We start from the raw sequence: 18997 nt of genomic DNA, 5'->3' as shown, positions 1-18997 counted from the left end.
TGGGAAGTCAAACATGATGCATAACCGTGCTGATTATCGGCTATATTTGGTCACAGATCGCAATTGCCTGCAACAGCAAACGCTTGAACAAGCCGTTGAACAAGCGATATTGGGCGGCGTGACATTGGTGCAGCTTCGAGAAAAAGCGATTGCTAGCAAAGCGTTCTATGAGCGCGCGCTGCGTATCAAAGCGATTTGCCATCACTATAACGTGCCATTACTCATTAATGACCGTGTCGATATCGCCCTAGCAATTGAGGCAGATGGGGTGCATATCGGTCAAAGTGATTTGCCGTGTGGTGTGGTTCGGCAACTTTTAGGCAAAGATAAAATCATTGGAGTTTCCGCGCGCACTGCCCAGCAAGCCATCCAAGCGCAAGCAGACGGCGCAGATTATTTGGGCGTTGGCGCGATGTTTGCCACATCCACCAAACAAGATGCCAAAACAGTCAGCGTTGAGACCTTAAATGATATTCGAGAATCGGTAAGTATTCCGATTGTCGCCATTGGTGGTATCAATCACACCACCCTGCCCGCCTTAAAAAAAGCGCTGCAAGCTGCCGACACATCTATTGACGGCGTGGCAGTCGTTTCTGCAATTTTGGGGCAAAAAGATGTCAAACTTGCCAGTGAACAGCTTAAAGAAATGATAAAAACTTAAATATATCAATCATTTAGAATTTTTTATCAGCCTTAGCTGACTATCAAAACGCCTTGCTTGCTGGGTGATGGGGTCAATAAACGCGATGGATTTTGCCAACAGTTGCAAAGGCTTGGTAAAATCGCTACTGCCTTGGGGCTTGACACTGGGATAAAAATTATCATTTAACAGCGGCATACCTAAGCTTGCCATATGCACCCGCAACTGGTGTTTTTTGCCCGTCACAGGCGTTAATCGATATAAGCTAAACGCCCCGTTATTTTCAATCAATTCAATCATAGTATGCGCATTGGGCTCACCTTGGGCAGTCTTGGTCAAAAAAAACGGCTCGCCACGCTCAAGTCTGGAATGGATGTGAAAGGGATAACATAAATCGCTGCGAGTCGGTGCTATGGCGTGATAAGTTTTGTGTATTTGTCTATCGGCAAACAGCGCATGATAGCAAGCGCGGCTACTTGGATTAACCGATAGTAACATCACGCCTGCTGTGTCTTTGTCCAACCGATGCAAGGGTGAAATATCATTCACGGCTAACTGCTGTAAGTCTGGATGATTTCTTAATTTGGCGAGCAAGGTTTGACTGACATAGTGACCTGACGGCGTAACGGGTAAAAAATGCGGTTTATCGACCACCAGTAAATGTTCATCCAAATGAAGAATGTTAGGCTCAAATGGAATGATGGGCTCATTTTCAACCTGCCTATAGTACAAGATGGTTTGCCCTGCCAAATAGGGCGAATCTTGTTTAAGTGGCTCACCACGCTCAAGGCTAATTAAACCGCTGTCAAATCGTCGTTGCCAGCTTGCTAAACTAATATGAGAAAAATGCGCTGCCAAATAATCGATAAGCTGCCCACCCACAAACGACTTATCATGGGGTAAATATAACTTACTGGGTTTCATGCCATGCTCTATCATGTTAAATCTATCATCCTAAAAAACCACTTTATCGATGCTGTTTTACTTTACGCCCATTTATTGGGTTAACAACAACTGCACAGTTATCGCATGATTAATGCTTAGCACATCATTGGGCAGCAAAACATCATGTTGTTTGACGAGTTGACCGTTTCGGGTAATGCTGATGTTGGGGTCAATCTCATCAATCAGCAGCTGTCCTTGAGATTCGACAATCGCAAAATACACGCCACTGGCAAGCTTTAGGTCATTGGCGGCAAATAGACGTAAGGCATGCGCGATTTGTGCCTCGCGACTGGCAAACACAATCGGAAACTCGCGTACTTTTTGTTGGCGCTCCCCTAGCCCATCCACAGATTTTATGGTCAAAACAATCTGCTGTAGATTTTGGTTCAACTGCGGCAGTTTGCTTTGCGCTTGGCGTGGTGCAGTACTAAAAGCAGGCGGGCTTGCTGCGATATGATGATTTGAGTTTGGCTGTGCCTGTGGCTGAGTCTGAGTCTGAGTCATGAATTTAACACCCAGTTTAATCTCATTGCTAAACACCTCACCTTTTTGCAAACGCGCGATATCCGTTGGCGTGGCTGGCACTTTGGCTTTTAACCCAAATTGCGCTTCGTCGGACAAGGTTACCCCAATTGTAGCAAGCTTGGGTTTTAATACTTCATAGCCGTAAGACACCAAATCAATGGCATCATGCGGGGTATGGGTGGATTCGTGGGCATGATTAAAACTGCTAAATAACTGTTCCACCATCGCGGTTGTCAGTCCATCATTGGATTTTAATATGATTTGAGTAATGACTTGGGATTTATCCACCCATTGTTTCGCCGCTGCCATAATCGCATCGGTCAATAAATCTTGGTAAGGCTTGGCGGATTTTTGGATGTTTGGCAATACAGTTACCATCGACTTGGGCGCAGCTGTTGCCGTTTGCAATGGCGGTTGTACCCTCGTAGGTTGTGGCTTATGTGGTGTAGGCTCGGTATTGACCAGCGGCGACTGCATCGGCGCAACTGCAGGCACTGGGTTGGGGGTTGAAGGCGGTATTGTTGATTGCTGGGTCGGCATCGTAACCTGTTGCACAGGTCTTTGATAAGCTTGATCAGGCTGCGGTTGTGGCGAAACAGGCTGGGTTGGATGCTGCGGTGATACAGGTATCGGGGCTGAAGGTGCTGGTTGCCCGATAGGCTCAGGCAAGGTGATTGGGGCGCGTTCAGGGTAGAATCCCGCCTCGGATTTTTCTTCAGCAAAACGTGGGATGAGTCGACCTAACACACTTCTATATAGACTGGGGCTCTCGTCTTCGTCATCTAGCGCATAGCCGTCAAGCCGTTGAATCAGCAAAATGACCGAATTATCTGCTTCGCTGGCTGTGTCGTCATCTGCTGTTTGGGGGGTATGGGTTTTAATCGGCAAAATATGAATATCAGGCATGGTGTATTTGAGCGATTGGGTAAATTGTCGGTAGCTTTCTGCCATTTTCTTATTGGCAGTGATATCAAAACTCGTCGGCACGGAGAGCTGAACGCTCACCCGTTGTAAGTCATCAATGGCGGTGGTGTATAGGCTAAAGAAATTTTCCATTTCATCAAACACATCGCTTGGGTGTTTGTCGTCAATGATAAAACGGTGATTGGTGGTGATGTAAGCCATAATTTACTCTTAATGGTTAACTTTTTGATTGATGGGTTTGCGTTTTTTTAACAGCTTGCGTAGCATCAGTCATTGGACTAGCCACTGAATCAGCCAGTGGCTTGGCGCTGGCAGGATGGCTAATCGCTGAGCTTTGATACATCTGTTTAGCTAATATCATGCCTGCCTGTACTGCTCGGTTAATGCCATCGCGAGGGTCATCGACCAAGCCATTTTTGGTCCAGTTACGTTCAACCAATACCGCTACCGCTTTATCCCATTTGCCATTTTTATCTTTTAGCCCATAGACAAACCATTTATACGGACGAGCATAACACGCCACCGATGGCTGAGCTTTGCCTGCGCGAATGTCTGCATTGTTACACAGATTTGCCACCATACTGACGGTGACATTGGGGGTATAAAAGCTGCGACCGTTTTGGCGGGTTGGATAGTTAAAGCCGGGTGTGCCTGTTTTGCCCACCATCACGCCCTGTGTCCATGCACAGCTACCAATCGCTTGGTTACAGGCAGTGAAAGCTGTGCCGTTGCCGCCGCCCAAACCTGTGCCTGCTAGCAGCGTACCTGATAATAAATTGAGCGCACCACGGGCGTCAGATTGGTTGATATTGAGAGGCATGGCGCCGAGTTGGCTGGTAGCTGTGGTCAACGTTTCTTGACTTTGGGCATCGCCTCGCCAGGCTTTAGGACGCAGCGGAATTTGATTGACGCCCCACAAATCTTCAATCAAATGCACGCCACGACGCTGGGTTGCGCCATTATCGGCAATCAGCAGATTGGCAAACATATCCGACACACCCAGTACCGAGGTTTTGGCATTACCTGCGCCAAACACTTGGTTCATGCTGGCATTGAGCACATCGCCCCCTTGACGACACGCCCCATTCATACGTCCGCCATTGGCTTTGACACAGCTTGCCACTTGGCTTTCGGTAAATTGTAATTGTTTGGTGGTGTAATCTTGCTTGCCATCGGTGAGCAGGACACCTGAAAAATAGCGACTTTGTAGCATCGGGTCGCTATTATAGGCTTTACCAAACAATAAATCTTTAAATCCGCAATTCACTCCCCCTTTATCGGCGCAATTCACACTCCAGCCCATGTCATCACTGGCTTTTTTAAAGGCGGGCATACCCGGGCAAACGCCTTGTCGGTCACGTTGCAATGACATTGCACTGGTCGTGCGTTGACAATATAAAAAGTTCGCCACTTTTTCGGTAGATGAGCTTGCTATCACTTGTTTGAGATATTGCGCTTCAGGGGTTTGCGTATTTTTAAAGCGCGGATTGGCGCGTACCAGTGCCAATGCTTGTACGGTTTTAACGGTCGAACCTGGGTACACGGTTTGGTATAACGCATGGTTCATGAGGTTTTGCTTGCTCCAGTCTTTTTTCCACAGTATCGGGCAACCTGTGGGCTTAATCGTGGTATCGCCATTATCGGCACGGTAGCAGTTGGAGTCAGCGCTAGCAAGGGCAAGCACGCCTTGAGTTTTGACATCAATCACTGCGATACCGATACTGCGTACCAAGGCGTTCTCATACATGCCATTGGCGACGTTTTGCAACGCAGGCGATAGCACGCTATTACAGTCCGCGCCATTGGGGTTATTGGTGACACAATCCGCTACTTGCTGGGCGCTGGTCTGTACGGCGGGATCCAGAGTTAACGCCATGTTGTAGCCGATTTTGATATCCGAGCCATCGACATTGATACTATTGATTGGCGGTGCCGTGAGTTTTTGCCACCAGCTGCGTTGATCATTTTTTTGTTGGTAGCTTTGATAAGCGTCCAACAACTGACGGTCAAAATGGCTGGCGTGAATGTTGGACAATTCGCTATACATCAACCCTAGATTGGTCGGTAAAGCAACCTCGGTTTTGCTGGTGGAGGCAATCCGTTTTTTCGGATCTTGCGTGGGTTTGTCTTGTAGGGTTTGCAGCACGCCATTGGCTTGGTTTTGAATATCGTTTTTGGTTTTAGTAAAAGCATTGTTGGGGTCAGCCGCTTGAGCATTTGGTAAAGTCGCCGCCCCTGTCAATGGTTTAACCACCAAGGATTTGACTGACACCGGAATCAATCTAGGGTTGTTACAAAGCTGGGTTAATGGATCAACGTCACCTGTGTCAGTCATGGTATTGCTACGATTATCGACATACAGATAGCCTGTTTGATTGTCCGCTGTTTTGGCGGTTTTGATGTACACACAGCCCGGTAGCCCATACCAAGGGTTGGTTTGGGTAAGCCAATTGGTTGGCATATGGGCGACATTGGGGTCGTTTTGATTGCGGCGATTGGGCTGTTGTTCTCGCCATTGTAGTTGCAACAATCGCTCAGGGTTGGCAAGCGTTTTTAAGGCAAAGGCTAACGCATCTTCGTTGATATGTTGCTCACAGGCTTGTTGCCAAAGGCTGGCAGTTTGCAGTTGGTATTGGTTGGCTAGACGTTTTTGTTGAAACAAGGTGTTAAGGCTTTGATTGACTCGGTTGATACTGTCGGTAAAACGGGCTTGGTTTTTTGGCTGAGTTAAATCGCACGTTTTGGCAGGCGTGGCGTTGACCGAAGTTGATAGATTAGCGTTTGTACTTTGGCTATTAGTATTTTGGCTGTTGGCTTGGTTGACCACATCTGCCATACCCAGGTTATCGACGACAAGTGACACGGCGTTTTCATTCGCCGCTGCATTGTACGTGGTATTTGAGGCGGTTAAGGGCGAGAGATACCACGCCACCCAGCCGATAAGACCGACAACAAACACCACCAAAATCACTTGTAAGTTGGTCAAAATGGTTTTGTAAAGCGCTTGAGAAACCCGAAAACTGGCAACTTTACCGTCGTTTTTGATTTTTTTGTTAGTATTTTTTGTTTCACTTGCTTGCGTATTGTCGGAGGCATTGGCAGGCGTGGTGATTTGCTCAACATCTACTGAATCAGCGACATTTTCGTCCTGTGACAGCGTGTCAGAACCTGTGTTGTTGACAGTTTCTAACTTGCCACTGTTCATAGTTTCTTGACTGTTTTCGTCTTTCGGGGTTTGGTTTTCGGTCATTTTGAACCTTTAATTTTTGCAAGCCTTACTAAAATTTGACGTTTCTACGATTGGATAAGTTATTGAGCATACGGTTTATTGCCGTCCAACATCAACTTTGGCTGAAACAGCGCCAAACTGAGCATAATACTATTGAGCCATAAATTACTGGTGCCATAACTTAAAAAAGGCAACGTCACCCCCGTGAGCGGTAAAATTCCTAAATTCCCCGAAATGGTGACAAGTGCCTGAAACACCGTAATCACCACCCACAGCAAAATCACCCACGCCAGCAAAAAATAACCGCCCGACAACAGCCGTGATTTCATCTGCTCACTGGCAAACGCCATCTGCTGACGTGCCATCAATGCAAGCCACGCAAAATACACCATCATCAGCACCACACTTGCCCCGATACCCACCACTGCCATCACCGAGGTAATTGTATAGTCACTTTGCATTTGTAGCGGCACGCCCTGACAGCCCGACAAATGATAACCGCACCACGGAATATCGCCAAACCCATAGCCTATCATCGGCACACTATCGCGAAACCAATGCAAAATCGCCATCTGATCGTTGCTCGCCACAAACGGATTGACCCACGCATTGACCCGCTCGGCAGTACGCGCATCAAACCCGCTTAAATTCACCAATACCATCATCAGCAAAAGCAAAATCGCGGTACTCGACAACACGCCCAAAATATAACCCCGTCCGCCCATTTGGAAAATCTTGTTGGATAGCGCCACGCCCACCAAAAAGGTAAACAAAAACAAAAATACCAGCATGGTGCCTTTTTCATTGGCAATACCCAGCGCGATAAACGGCAACACCACCGCAAAAGCAAGCAGCAGGGTCATTTTTTTGGAGCGAAAGAACAGATGATTAATTAATCCGCGTTGGTTAATCGCCAAAAACACACCCAAAAACACCATCAGCCAAATTTTTGACAGTTCAGCGACTTTCGCACTGTCACTGTGAATCAGCACTGCCAAGCCCAAATAGCCCACCGCAAAGGCAAGCAGCCACACGCGCGCTTTAGTCATCGCCGATTTGACGTTGCCCCAACTGCTGTGTAGTAAGTTATTGGCAACAAGGGTTTTAAGCCCCCAACTAACCAAACTGCTAATCGGACGAGCCAGGCTAATAAACACAAAACACCAAAACAAATCTTTGAAATGATTGAGAAAAATATAACGCAGTGACAGATAACTGCGGGTGCTTAAATCAAATAAAATCATCAAACCAAAGGTGGCAAAGCCTACAAACAACGGATAAATCCACGCAGATGACAGCATGGCACGGTTGTCGGGGAATTTTTCCATCAACCGACGCATGGGTGAAAAAATCGTTAACACACTCAGTAGCACGCCAACGCAAAACAGTACGCCCCCCACCATCATCGGCAATATCACTGTATGGCTAACACCCGCAATGACCAATCCCCACACGGTGATGGCTATAGGTAACACTTCCAGCCAGTGCTTACGCCGCGACAGCCATAGCAAGCCCCACGTCACCCACGACCAAATACACACCTGAGTGAGCATCCCCAAATGGGTGGGCTTGCCAATTAACGGCAGTAAATTGTTCGCTTGCAGGGCTTTTTGTTGGTTGTTATTGGCGTCATAGATACTGGCGACATCGTTTGCCGATTGATTTAACAGTTTGGCAATGGCAGGCTGATTGCTAAACAGGCGATTGTAGGCAAAACGTCGATTGCCATCGGCAACCGCAAGCAATGACACTGCAAAATTGGCTTGGTCGGCGGGGGATAATTTATCGGTTTTAAGCGCCATTAGGTTGTTTAAACTATCGAGTTGCCCGTTAGCGTTAAGGTGTAGCCAGTCTTGTCGATTGCTGAGTTTGTCGCCACCCAAATTCACTTCAGTTTCATTTTCAACCAGCTCAGTTTGGCGTTGCTGTTTGCCTTGGGCCTGCCATGCGGCCGCTAAAGCTTGTTGGGTTTTGACAAAATGTTGCTTCGCCTCACTCATTAATTGTGTGGGCTGACTGGCTTGGGCACAGGCTTGAGTCATGCCATAGTTGGGGTTATTACGGTTGTCATACAGATTAGTAATAACGTTGTCGCCACAATATTTGCTGAGTAGTTGCGGTTTGGCGATGCCTTTAGTATAGCTCATCAATTCGAGTTGATAACGCTGCAGTTTGGTCGAATGGGCGTAATCTGCCAGTAAAAATGCGCCAATTAACAGGAGCCATACCACCGCTAAAATTATGATTTCGCTCAACGTTTGCGATTTGGCGTTGGGTTTTTTGCTGGCTTTTGTACGACTCACTATGTTTAGCATTGGGTTTTCCAAATTGATTAACTTTTTTATTGCTATCCCTGTTTAAAAATTAATTGGGGTCATACAACACCACGGTGCGTGCGATTAAATCATGCAGCGTTTGTTTACGGGCGGTAAACCACATCAAAAAACCAAACGGCAATAAGATAAGCTTTAAGGTTTCGCGGATTAACGCATGGAAAAAATTAACCCGTTGACCCTGCATACCAAACACCCACATACCCATAATCACCTTGCCCACCGTAGCTTGTCGTCCTAGACAGGTCAATAACGTCATATAAAACAAATAAAATCCATACGCTATCAAGGCAAGCGTTTGATCGGTAAACCCACGAATACCAAACTGCGGTAAAATCTGCGGCAACAATAATTGATAAGCCAATCCCAATAATAAACTCACTAAAGCTAAATCAAATAGATACGCCAATGCGCGGCGCACAAAACCTGCATACAGCATGGTATAAGCAGGCTTACGAGTCTGCAGCGCGGTCGAAGGCAGCTGATTGGTAGCGGGCGTTGGGTATTGGCTAGGGTACTGTGGCTGCACTGTGGGAGCGACATAAGGATTTGCGTAGTCAGTGGGTTGCGCGGGTGGATTTGACGCCTGAGCAATATCAGGCTGTGCATAATTAGGCTGTTCATAATTAGGGTTAGGCTGGGCATAGATTGGTTGAGCAGGATGCTGCATGGGTTGACTCGCCTGAACAGCTGGCATATCGGTCGGTTGATAATTGCCTGCAGATGGATTTGGCGTATAACTTTGCCAAGTAGAATGTTCGGGCTGGTTCACCTGAGAGGTCTGAGACGCGTTATGAGCACTGTCATAAGCATGATAGCCACTTGACTGTACAAACGAATTTGCTTGCTGCGGCTGAGTAGGATTATCAGATTGTTGCGCAAACTGACGATTGCCACAATTTGGGCACATAACCGCAGTTTTTGGTAATTTTTGACCACATTGTTGGCAGACAATAATCATAGATGTTTACTACCCTATTTTCATATTTTTAATTTGATAAACTAATTTGACGATCCAACCACCCAGTTGTAGGGCGGCAAGCACTCAGCGGGCACGGGATTTGCGCCGCTACTGTTTTGCTGGTCGATAATGGCTAATACTTTCTCGGCGATGGGTACCAATTCTGGATAGGTTTGCGGATAATTTAACATGTTTTGGCAACGTTTTTGTTGATCGTCCGTGGTATAAAACTGCGCCAATAACGACCCCACTGCGCCTTTGTCATCACCCGCTTGCAGTGCCATTGCCGATGCCAATTCAATCATATAAGTATTGGGGTATTTGCTGCTATCACGCGGCGTTTGTAGCGCATAAAGCAAAAAAGATTTGCTATAAGGATAGTTATTTTTAAATAAATAATAAGCGAAATTGGCAACATATTCGCCTTGATGGGGGTTGTTTTTGACCGCTTGCGCTTGAAGATAAACGGCGGCTTTTGGATCTTTTTTACGCCAGTAATAGCTTTTTGCCGCTTCATTGAGTTGTTTGGCAAGTGTTTTATTTATCGGCTGCTGTTTAAAATAGCCCATATCCGCGTTGCGAAAGGCTTCAAGCGAGTATTGCTTTGTTGCATTGATGTCTTGGCTGTAACCGAGCTCTTGCAGCTGTTTGAGCGATGGCTCGGCAAACTCACCCACCTTGACTACGTTATCAAAAAACTCAGGGCTAATACCGAGCGTGTCTTGGTATAGCTTGGCTACGCTAGTTTGCGATGAGGAAGAAAAAAAGCCATTGTGCGCTTTAAGCGCTTGCGTCATAGTGGCTTTTGCAGTCGGCAGCGATTTGATGATGGCAGTGTAACTATTTGGGCTTTTGGGTTTTTTTTGTGGATTGTCATCGCTACTTGCCGCTTTGGTATTATCAGACTGATTGCTAGTGGCGGATTGTGATGTTGTGGGTGTTGAGGCGGATTTTAACCTTGATACCCCATAGCCACCGATTGCCACTATACCAGCAATTAGACCAGCAATCATCGCTATCAGCCACCCTTTAGAGGGCTTTTTGACAGCTACCTCACCGGTGGCAGTGGTATGCGGTGGCGTAGTGGGTGTCGCATCTCGAGTATCAGTGTGATGCGCGGGTGCTGTTATCGCATTTGTTGAATGAGTCGCCGCTGTTTGGGTGGCGTCGTCGACTGCATCCCCTACATTGACTACATTGATGGGTTGGCTCGGTATGCCCCTGTGACTGTTAGCCTGCGTATTGAGTGATTGCTCAAGCCGACGATTATTTGCCAATGTTTCATCATCCATCAAACCGCTCAAAGCCGCGCTTGGCTGATGACTTGGCTGATTTGCAGCAGTGGACGCTACAGAAGCAGGGGCAGGCGGGGTTTGCCAGACGCTGGTTGTCGCTGCAGCGCTGATTGCGGGTACAGGTGTGACGGGCGTGGTTAACGGGTTATTGGGTACGGTTAAAAACAGACAGCGATGACAGGGTTTACCGACAAAATGAATGTGGCTAGCATCATTGGGATAATTTTCACACACTTTAAACTGGCGGTGTTGAACCAATCCGCGCAGATGGTTTTCCCACTCGGCGGCGCTTGGGCGATCAGCTGCATGGGTCGATAAAAACGCTTTATCAAACAGCGCACGGGTTTGGTCATCCCAACACACATGAATACTGTTTTTTAGCGGTGCAATTTCTGGCTGTGGCTGCAAGCCGTAAGCATATAGCCGCTCTTTGATAAATTGGTCGGTGTTGCGATGGGCAGCATTTTTTAATCGATCTGACACAGGGATAAAATAAAACGGATGAATACCATTGTTTAAAATTTTAAACAGCTCAATCGCCAGTACAAAACGGTCGTGTTTTTCATCCAATAAACCAATATCTTTGTGTTCATGATATTCAGGACTGGTCATTTCAGGGGATATGACAGGACTGGGATAAACGCTGCCATCACTGGCAGTAATACGATAGCTATCACAGTCGATAAACCCAACGATAAAGCCTTTATAATCATCATCCATGCCTGTCCTTGGCTCTGGCATCAGGCGCATATTGGCTTCTTTAAAATCAATAAAGGCATGCCCATGACTATGTAAGTCCGCCATCAAGGCGCTAATATTGGCACACAGCTGCACACGATAATTGAGACTCTGCTGATACGCGGTCAGTTTTGCTGCCTCTCGGGGGTACATAAAAGGATTGAGCGATAACGACCTATCAAAGTCCAGCTCTGGCATGGCGTAGCCAATAAGCTCATCATGCTCACCGACAATCAGATGTCTCACCCAAGCAAACTGGGTATACCCTACCCCATTAATCACTTCATAAATATGCTCAGGCGGGTGCGCCATCATGGCTTGTAGTTTGGCAACGCTGGGGTTTTTGGGATCGGTGGGATTTTTAAAGATTTTTGCCACCAAATTGCCCGTGCCTAACAGATTACCAAGACGATAGACAATGCCCATACCGCCAGAACCGATCTCATGAGAGATAGGCAAATCAATGGTGATACGCTGATTGTTTGCAATTAAATACGGCATGGACTATCTCTTCAGATGGGCAGATGAGGTGGGTAAAGCGGCTAACTCAGTGCTAGCAGTAGCACTCATATGATCTACTGGCTCAGTAATACCCAAATAGTATAGCTGTATTTGCTGATTGCCGCTAGAATCGCTGACCGTGCTAGCAGGCAAGCCCGTAACCGATGACGCACTGGCTGCGGTATTGGTTTTAGAGCCGGTTAAAATTTCTGATAACCCTTTGTCGAGCGTCAGACTATCCAAGATTTCCGTCTTTTTGCTTAACCCAGCTATTTGGCTCGTTATCGATTTGATAGGCAAGCTAATTTGGCAGTTGTAGTAATTCATCGTGGGCTGGATGGTGACACCCAAACTTGTCAAATCATGTGTATCGGTAACTGGCAAACAGCTTGCTTTAGCCGCAAGTTTCACAGCATGATTGTTAAATTGTGAGGCGGTCAAAGTAGTCTCGGTCTCGGTATGTTGGTTTTGCAAAGCGGTACTCGCTGCGCCACTGGCAATTCTGGCAACCGTTGCAGCCGATGGGTTTTTATTAGCGACCACCGTGGTTACAGTGGCGGATAATAATGGCTGATTCACCCTATTTTTGTTTTCGTTTTTATTGTCGTTTTTAGTTTTAGCGCTGCTTGTTTGTTTGGATTTTTGCTCGATGACATCGAGAGACTGACCTTGCGGACTGGCTATTATTACCTTTAAGATGGGATCATCGCTCGGATTGCCACTATCGGTAACCGCTGCAACTTTGCTCAAATCAATGGCATAGGAATCACCCAGTGCGTGCGCGGTCAGTGGGGGCGTTATAGCCGAGGTGGGCGTTGTGCTTGCCACCGATGCCGCCGTATTGGCATTGTTGACAGTTTGCGTGGGCAGCAATCGATCTTTATTTACCCAGCCTAATATACCGGTGCCAATGAGCATCGCTGCGCCAGCCATCATAGCGGTATTACGCCGCTGTCTGGTTGAGTCACTGACGGACTGTGAAGGGGGCAACACCTGCGACGTTGTAGCCGCTGGCGTTGCAGGAGCAGTATCTGCACCACTGGCTTGCGGATTTGGGTTAGGCGCTATGTTATTGATGTTACTGGAGCTTATGTTATTAAAGGCTATATCATCTGGCGTGCTAGTGGCGCGGGTGTTTTTATGATTGACAGCATCGGTATGCCAAACCGTGGGGTTGTTTGGTGCAGTCGCTATAGTGTCATTTTCTAGGGATTCATTCGCTAGGGTTTCATTTTGCATCTCAACCATCGGTTCAAGGTTTTGATAATGCTGTTGATTTTTTAATAACACCACCAAGGATTTATCATCACCGGTTAATCGATAGGTGGCAGGGTTGCCAAGCGCCTGTTCAATAATCGCGCTGCCCTGCTGTGAGCTTTGACTTTGGGTTAAATTAAACAGCAAGTTGCCAAAAAAAGGGCGGTAAATTTTGGGCGTAACACTTGCGCCTTCAAATACCAAGTCCGCACAGCCATCCGACATCAGTGCAAGGCAATCCACTTGCGATAAATCAATGGGCTCAACCCTTAAAAAGGATTGCCAATTGTCTTGGGTGATAAAATGCGTCTCATTGACGTATTCATTCTTGCTATCATCCCCGTACACTTGTAAGTTGGTAAAATAATCAATGTGAGGATGGCGGACAACAAATTGGCTGGTGATAAGGGGACTATCACCAATTTGCACCAATAGTGCCTGATGATTAGCATGGATGAGTAGCCCAGTAAAGGTGGTGTGATAATCCCTTAGGCTCGATTCGGCGGGCAGCTGCGACTGCAGGTCGAGGCGTATTTGTGATAATTGCTCGATAATTTGCTGTTTGACTTGCACCAAATCAAACGCAATGCCGCTGTGACTGACACTGAGACCGACACCGAGACTAAGCAGCATTTGTGCAATCGATTGACTAAAAAACGCTGCCCCCGCTTGGCTAAATTTTGCCGAGCCTGCCCCATCACATACCACAGCCGCTATACCGTCTTGGGTTTTTTGCAAATAGATACTGTCTTGATTGGGCAGGTTGCTGTCGATATGGGATTTACCAATACTGGATGCGCCATACACCTGCCAAGATGATTGGACTGATGATTGCGATGTTTGCGCGAACAAATCCGTGGTTTGGTTCATCATTATCCCCAATTTTTTTTAGGTTTTTTATTATTATGAGCGTTGGAGGTGATTGGCTTTGCCATCAACTTTGAATGGTCGCCCACGGTGAGATGCTCCCTAATTGCACGGTTTCCCCAGGCGCAGATTGTGACACGGTCTTAAGACTCGCGGACAACCACACAAAAAATTCGACAAATTTAACGGAGTTGAGATGCACGGGCGGGGTTAAAATCGACAGTTGTTTGAGCATCTTAACTTCTTGCACGCCCGCATCAATGGCAATCGGATAAATAATACATTGATTATTTTGCTCGGCTTGGTGACATTGATTGATAGCCGCCTGCCACACATCTTGGCTGTCGGTGGGCAGACCATCCGTCATGGCAATAACCCAAGGACGGGTATAATTGATACCGTTGTCGCGTAGATTGATACGCTCTTGCTCAATCAAATTGAGCGCAAGTAACATACCTTGTCCTAGCGGCGTCATGCCATTTTCACGAAATTTAATGGGGAAAAAATCAATCGCATCCGTCCAATCCATCATCAGCTCTGCGGTATCATTGACCCCGCCTACGATGACAATGGCTAAACGCACACGGTTGCGGGCTGTTTCATCTTTCATCAAATCATGATAAAACGCTTCAATCCCTTCATTGAGCATATCGATACGGCGTTTGTCGCCATTGCCTGAGCGTATCGCCATTGAGCCTGACAAATCCAACACCAAAACGCACAGGGTACGCTGGGCGACGTTATTGCCATAGTCGATTTCACGAAACTGGGGGGTGAGGGCTTGCGGGATGGATGGCGGCGTAGAATCAGTTGCGGTTTGAAAATTGGGCATGGGGTTGTGGGCGACCATAAAGATATCCTATTTTTATAAAAATTATTGTAATCGGTATCTCAGCAAAAGCCGATACGAAAAGCAAGGTTTTTTGTGGGGATTTAATTAACAACAGTCAAAAATATTTCTACAATCTTACCAGAAGGGCTTAAATACTCCCCCGCCCCGTTAATCATAAGTCATACACCATCACTTATAAATCGTAAGCCATACGTCATAAAAAACCCCTAACACGCGGTTAAGGGTTTTGATGATTTAAGCTATCTTAGTTTTTCAACAGGCTTATTTAATAAGCACATTTAACAAGCTTAGTCTTTTAACACTTCTGCCATGGCATTGGCTACATAGTCGATATTGCTAGCGTTTAGACCGGCAACCGAGATACGACCATTAGCGACCATATAGATACCAAAATCTTTGATAATGCGCGCTACTTGCTCAGGGGTGAGACCAGTATAGCTAAACATACCGTTTTGCTTGGTGATATATTCAAAACTGCGACCGGGTAATTTGGCTTCTAAACTGTCACGCAGTTTTTGGCGCATGTCTTTGATACGATCGCGCATCACATACACTTCTTGTACCCATTCATTGAATAACGCTTCGTCATTCATCACGATATCAACCACGTGACCGCCGTGCGAAGGTGGGCTTGAGTAAATGCGGCGGATATTGAACTGCAATTGACCTTGTACCGCTTTGGCTTGTGCTTCGTCTTTACACACCACAGATAAACCGCCAACGCGTTCACCATACAATGATAGATTTTTTGAGAATGAATTACTGACAAAGAACATCAAACCCATGTCCACTGCTTTGCGAATCGCATAGACATCTGCATCCATGTCTTCACCAAAGCCTTGATAAGCAATATCCATAAAGGCAAGCAAGTTTTTCGCTTTTACTACTTCAAGGACTTGATCCCATTGCGCTTGGGTCAAATCAACGCCCGTTGGGTTATGACAACAGGGATGCAGCAACACCACATCATGGGCTTGCAAGGTGTTTAAAAAAGCAATTAGTTCATCAAATTTGATGCCATTGGTCGCTGCATCATAGTAAGGATATTTGCCCACCGCAAAACCAGACCCTTCAAAGATACCGATATGGTTTGCCCACGTTGGGTCAGACACATAGCATTTGGCTTGTGGAAACCAAGCATGAATAAAATCAGCCCCGACTTTGAGCGCGCCCGAACCACCTATGGTCGCTGTGGTTGCTACACGCTTGTCTTTTAATACTTGTGCGTCTTTACCAAACAATAGGTTTTGGCAAGCAGCGCGATAACCTGGCAAACCGTCCATTGGCAGGTAGGGACGTGGTTTTGGTGGATTAGCGATTTGTGCTTCAGCTTTTTGCACACAGTTGAGGACGGGTAATTTACCGTCATTATCAAAATATACACCCACACCCAAATTAACTTTGTCGGCACGTGGGTCTTGTTTATGCTTGTCCATCAGCCCCAAAATCGGGTCACCCGCATACGGTTCTACATGTGAAAACATGAATAGCTCCTACATTTAATTGATAAGTTTGACTGCTAAAAAATTTACGCTAACGTGGCATTGCCCAAATATTCAATGTCAACGGATAAGGATAAACCTTGTAACCCAATAAAACAACCGTCACGCCTATTTTTTTGCTGGTCTAAGCGCTTTAATTAGCAAAAATTCAAGCCTATCAAAGTGTCCCGTTTAATGAGTTAACCTACTCATGTAGTTACATTTTTTCACAGCAGCTATCGCATAAATTGCAAATTTTGCTTGTTATTTACATTTATAACTTATATTTCTATCAATAATATGCGCATAATAATTTTATCAATTCCGCGTGTATTTTTGAGGAAACACAACATGATGATGACTGCTATAAAAAAATCCCAAATCGTTGCCGCGACAGTTGCGGTGATTGCCATGAGTACCGTGGCGACCCCCAGTAATGCGCGTACCGTTAAAGCCGCCGCCAAAAAAACCACAACGGTAACGACGACTCGCGTCGCGCCAAAAACCACAACGATTGTTAATCAACATATCGATGGCACTAGCGATACAGTGATGGTTCGCCCCAATGGATTTACCATCGTTGACGGTATGCCATTTTACCCGACACAAATTGTCACCACGCCGACCTATCGCACTGTCTCTACCTCTACGCCTGTCGTCACTACCACAGCACCTGTGGTAACAACAGCCCCTATTACAACACTACCTAGTACCACTGTAGTATCAACATCGAATGTCAATACCACCACCCCAGTGACGTTACAAACAGGCTCAGGCGCAACAATAACCGTGTCAAAACCTGCCACCGTTGTTTCTACTACCACGACAACACCCGTATTGCTACCGGCATCAACGCCTGCGGTAGCGACAATGACCACCGTGCCTGTCACGACTGCACCGGCTATTATCGTTAACCCGTAATCCGTAATTCGTAATTCGTAATTCGTAATTCGTAATTCGTAGATACTAATTAGTTAATCTACCAAAAGCAAGACGTCACATGTTGTCGTCTTGCTTTTTTTTAACCGTATTTTTAGCCGCTGATAAGGTAAAATACTCATCTTAAGTTTAATTTTGCAACCTATTTTTTATGTTTTTATCTGCTCATATATGAGATATGCAAGGTTTACGCGATGAATTATGAAAGATTGCAAGACAAATTAGCCATCTTAGCCGATGCTGCCAAATATGATGTTTCCTGTTCATCAAGTGGCAGTAAGCGTGACAATCATAATAAAGGACTCGGCACGGCTAATTCGGGTATTTGTCATAGTTATACCGAAGATGGCCGCTGTGTTTCCTTATTAAAAATATTGTTTACCAATCATTGTATCTACGACTGCGCGTATTGCACCTCACGGCGCAGTCACGATACGCCGCGCGCAGCATTTACTGTTGAAGAAGTGGTTGATTTGACCATGCAGTTTTATCGGCGCAACTATATTGAAGGCTTGTTTTTAAGCTCAGGGATTTTTAAATCGCCCGACTATACCATGGAGCGATTGGTTCGTGTCGCCAAAACCTTGCGTCTTGCGCACAAATTCAATGGCTATATTCATCTAAAAACCATTCCCGGTGCATCTGCTGAGTTGATGCAGGAAGCAGGATTGTATGCCGATCGCTTAAGCGTCAATATGGAAATCCCCACCAAATCTGGCTTGGCATTTCTCGCACCTGAAAAAAACCATGACGATATGAAAGCGCCAATGAAAGTGGTACAAGAACAAATCGTGGTGTTTAAAGACAGTAAAAAGCAACACAAACATACCCCAAAATTTACCCCAGCGGGTCAAAGTACCCAGCTGATTGTGGGCGCAGCGCAAGAGACCGATTTACAAATCATCCGTTTATCGAGCCATTTTTATCAAGAATATGACCTAAAACGGGTGTACTATTCAGGGTATGTGCCTATGCTCAGTGACAATCGCTTGCCCGCCATGGGTACCCCTGTGCCGATGGTGCGAGAAAATCGCTTGTATCAAGCGGATTGGTTAATGCGTTTTTATGGATTTGAAGCAGAAGAAATTCTACCCGATGACCATCCGTTTTTGGATTTGGACTGTGACCCCAAATTGGCTTGGGCGATTCGTAATAAGTCACATTTCCCCGTCAATATCCAAACCGCGCCCTACAAAATGATTGTGCGTATTCCTGGTATTGGTACCCGAACCGCCAAAAAAATTGTTCAGGCACGAAAATTTTCGACCTTGACGCTCGAACATCTCAAGCAAATGGGCGCTGCCGTAAACCGTGCCAAATACTTTATCGCACTCAAAGGTCGCAATGAGCATTTAAGTCATTTAACCCAGGATAACTTTCGCGATTATGTACTGGCGCAGACCCAAACCAAATTCAAAGCCGAACGGCATGGTCAATTGGCGTTGTTTTAGCATTATTATTTTAGAATTAATTTTTTAAAATCAATCTTTTAAAATTAAGGTTTTAAAG

Annotated in this window: 12 protein-coding genes; 3 read left to right on the top strand and 9 right to left on the bottom strand. The window is 46.1% G+C overall.

Going from position 1 to position 18997, the window contains the following annotated elements:
- Nucleotides 1-13: 13 nt before the first annotated feature.
- Nucleotides 14-661 (top strand): thiamine phosphate synthase, encoded by a 648-nt coding sequence (gene thiE, locus ACAM39_RS05660; protein WP_369628542.1) that lies wholly within the window; start codon nt 14-16, stop codon nt 659-661.
- A gap of 9 nt (nt 662-670) precedes the next feature.
- Here the strand turns inward: thiE and ACAM39_RS05655 are convergent, their stop codons facing one another.
- The 9 genes from ACAM39_RS05655 to ACAM39_RS05615 all read right to left on the bottom strand — a co-directional run bounded on the left by ACAM39_RS05655 (nt 671) and on the right by ACAM39_RS05615 (nt 16552).
- Nucleotides 671-1564, bottom strand: coding sequence for a pseudouridine synthase (locus ACAM39_RS05655; protein ID WP_369628541.1), 894 nt, complete (start codon nt 1562-1564; stop codon nt 671-673).
- A 72-nt stretch (nt 1565-1636) separates the two neighbouring features.
- Nucleotides 1637-3235: a hypothetical protein gene (locus tag ACAM39_RS05650; RefSeq protein WP_369628540.1), complete on the bottom strand. Its 1599-nt coding sequence runs from the start codon at nt 3233-3235 to the stop codon at nt 1637-1639.
- 16 nt (nt 3236-3251) lie between these two features.
- Entirely contained in the window at nt 3252-6284 is a 3033-nt protein-coding gene (locus ACAM39_RS05645; protein WP_369628539.1) for a hypothetical protein, read from the bottom strand.
- Nucleotides 6285-6343: 59 nt separating this feature from the next.
- A complete protein-coding gene (locus tag ACAM39_RS05640; protein ID WP_369628538.1) occupies nt 6344-8578 on the bottom strand; it encodes an FtsW/RodA/SpoVE family cell cycle protein in 2235 nt (744 codons plus the stop codon).
- A 49-nt stretch (nt 8579-8627) separates the two neighbouring features.
- Nucleotides 8628-9557 (bottom strand): RDD family protein, encoded by a 930-nt coding sequence (locus tag ACAM39_RS05635; RefSeq protein ID WP_369628537.1) that lies wholly within the window; start codon nt 9555-9557, stop codon nt 8628-8630.
- A 41-nt stretch (nt 9558-9598) separates the two neighbouring features.
- Entirely contained in the window at nt 9599-12091 is a 2493-nt protein-coding gene (locus ACAM39_RS05630) for a hypothetical protein (protein WP_369628536.1), read from the bottom strand.
- A gap of 3 nt (nt 12092-12094) precedes the next feature.
- On the bottom strand, nt 12095-14218 hold the full coding sequence (locus tag ACAM39_RS05625; RefSeq protein ID WP_369628535.1) for a PP2C family serine/threonine-protein phosphatase: 2124 nt from the start codon (nt 14216-14218) through the stop codon (nt 12095-12097).
- Between the two features lie 64 nt (nt 14219-14282).
- Nucleotides 14283-15065: a vWA domain-containing protein gene (locus tag ACAM39_RS05620; RefSeq protein ID WP_312176063.1), complete on the bottom strand. Its 783-nt coding sequence runs from the start codon at nt 15063-15065 to the stop codon at nt 14283-14285.
- Between the two features lie 290 nt (nt 15066-15355).
- Nucleotides 15356-16552, bottom strand: a complete 1197-nt coding sequence (locus tag ACAM39_RS05615) for an amino acid aminotransferase (RefSeq protein ID WP_369628534.1) — start codon at nt 16550-16552, stop codon at nt 15356-15358.
- Between the two features lie 348 nt (nt 16553-16900).
- Between ACAM39_RS05615 and ACAM39_RS05610 the strand changes: the two genes are divergently transcribed.
- Both ACAM39_RS05610 and ACAM39_RS05605 read left to right on the top strand, forming a co-directional pair.
- Nucleotides 16901-17470 carry a hypothetical protein gene (locus tag ACAM39_RS05610; protein WP_369628533.1) on the top strand — a complete coding sequence of 190 codons (570 nt, stop codon included), beginning with the start codon at nt 16901-16903 and terminating at the stop codon, nt 17468-17470.
- Between the two features lie 212 nt (nt 17471-17682).
- Entirely contained in the window at nt 17683-18939 is a 1257-nt protein-coding gene (locus tag ACAM39_RS05605; protein ID WP_369628532.1) for a putative DNA modification/repair radical SAM protein, read from the top strand.
- The last annotated feature ends 58 nt before the right edge of the window (nt 18940-18997 follow it).

The organism is Moraxella sp. K02 (assembly GCF_041154755.1).
Taxonomy (GTDB): Bacteria; Pseudomonadota; Gammaproteobacteria; order Pseudomonadales; family Moraxellaceae; genus Faucicola.
The sequence above is the reverse complement of the archived record's forward strand: the minus strand, read 5'-3'. Positions and strand labels throughout refer to the sequence as shown.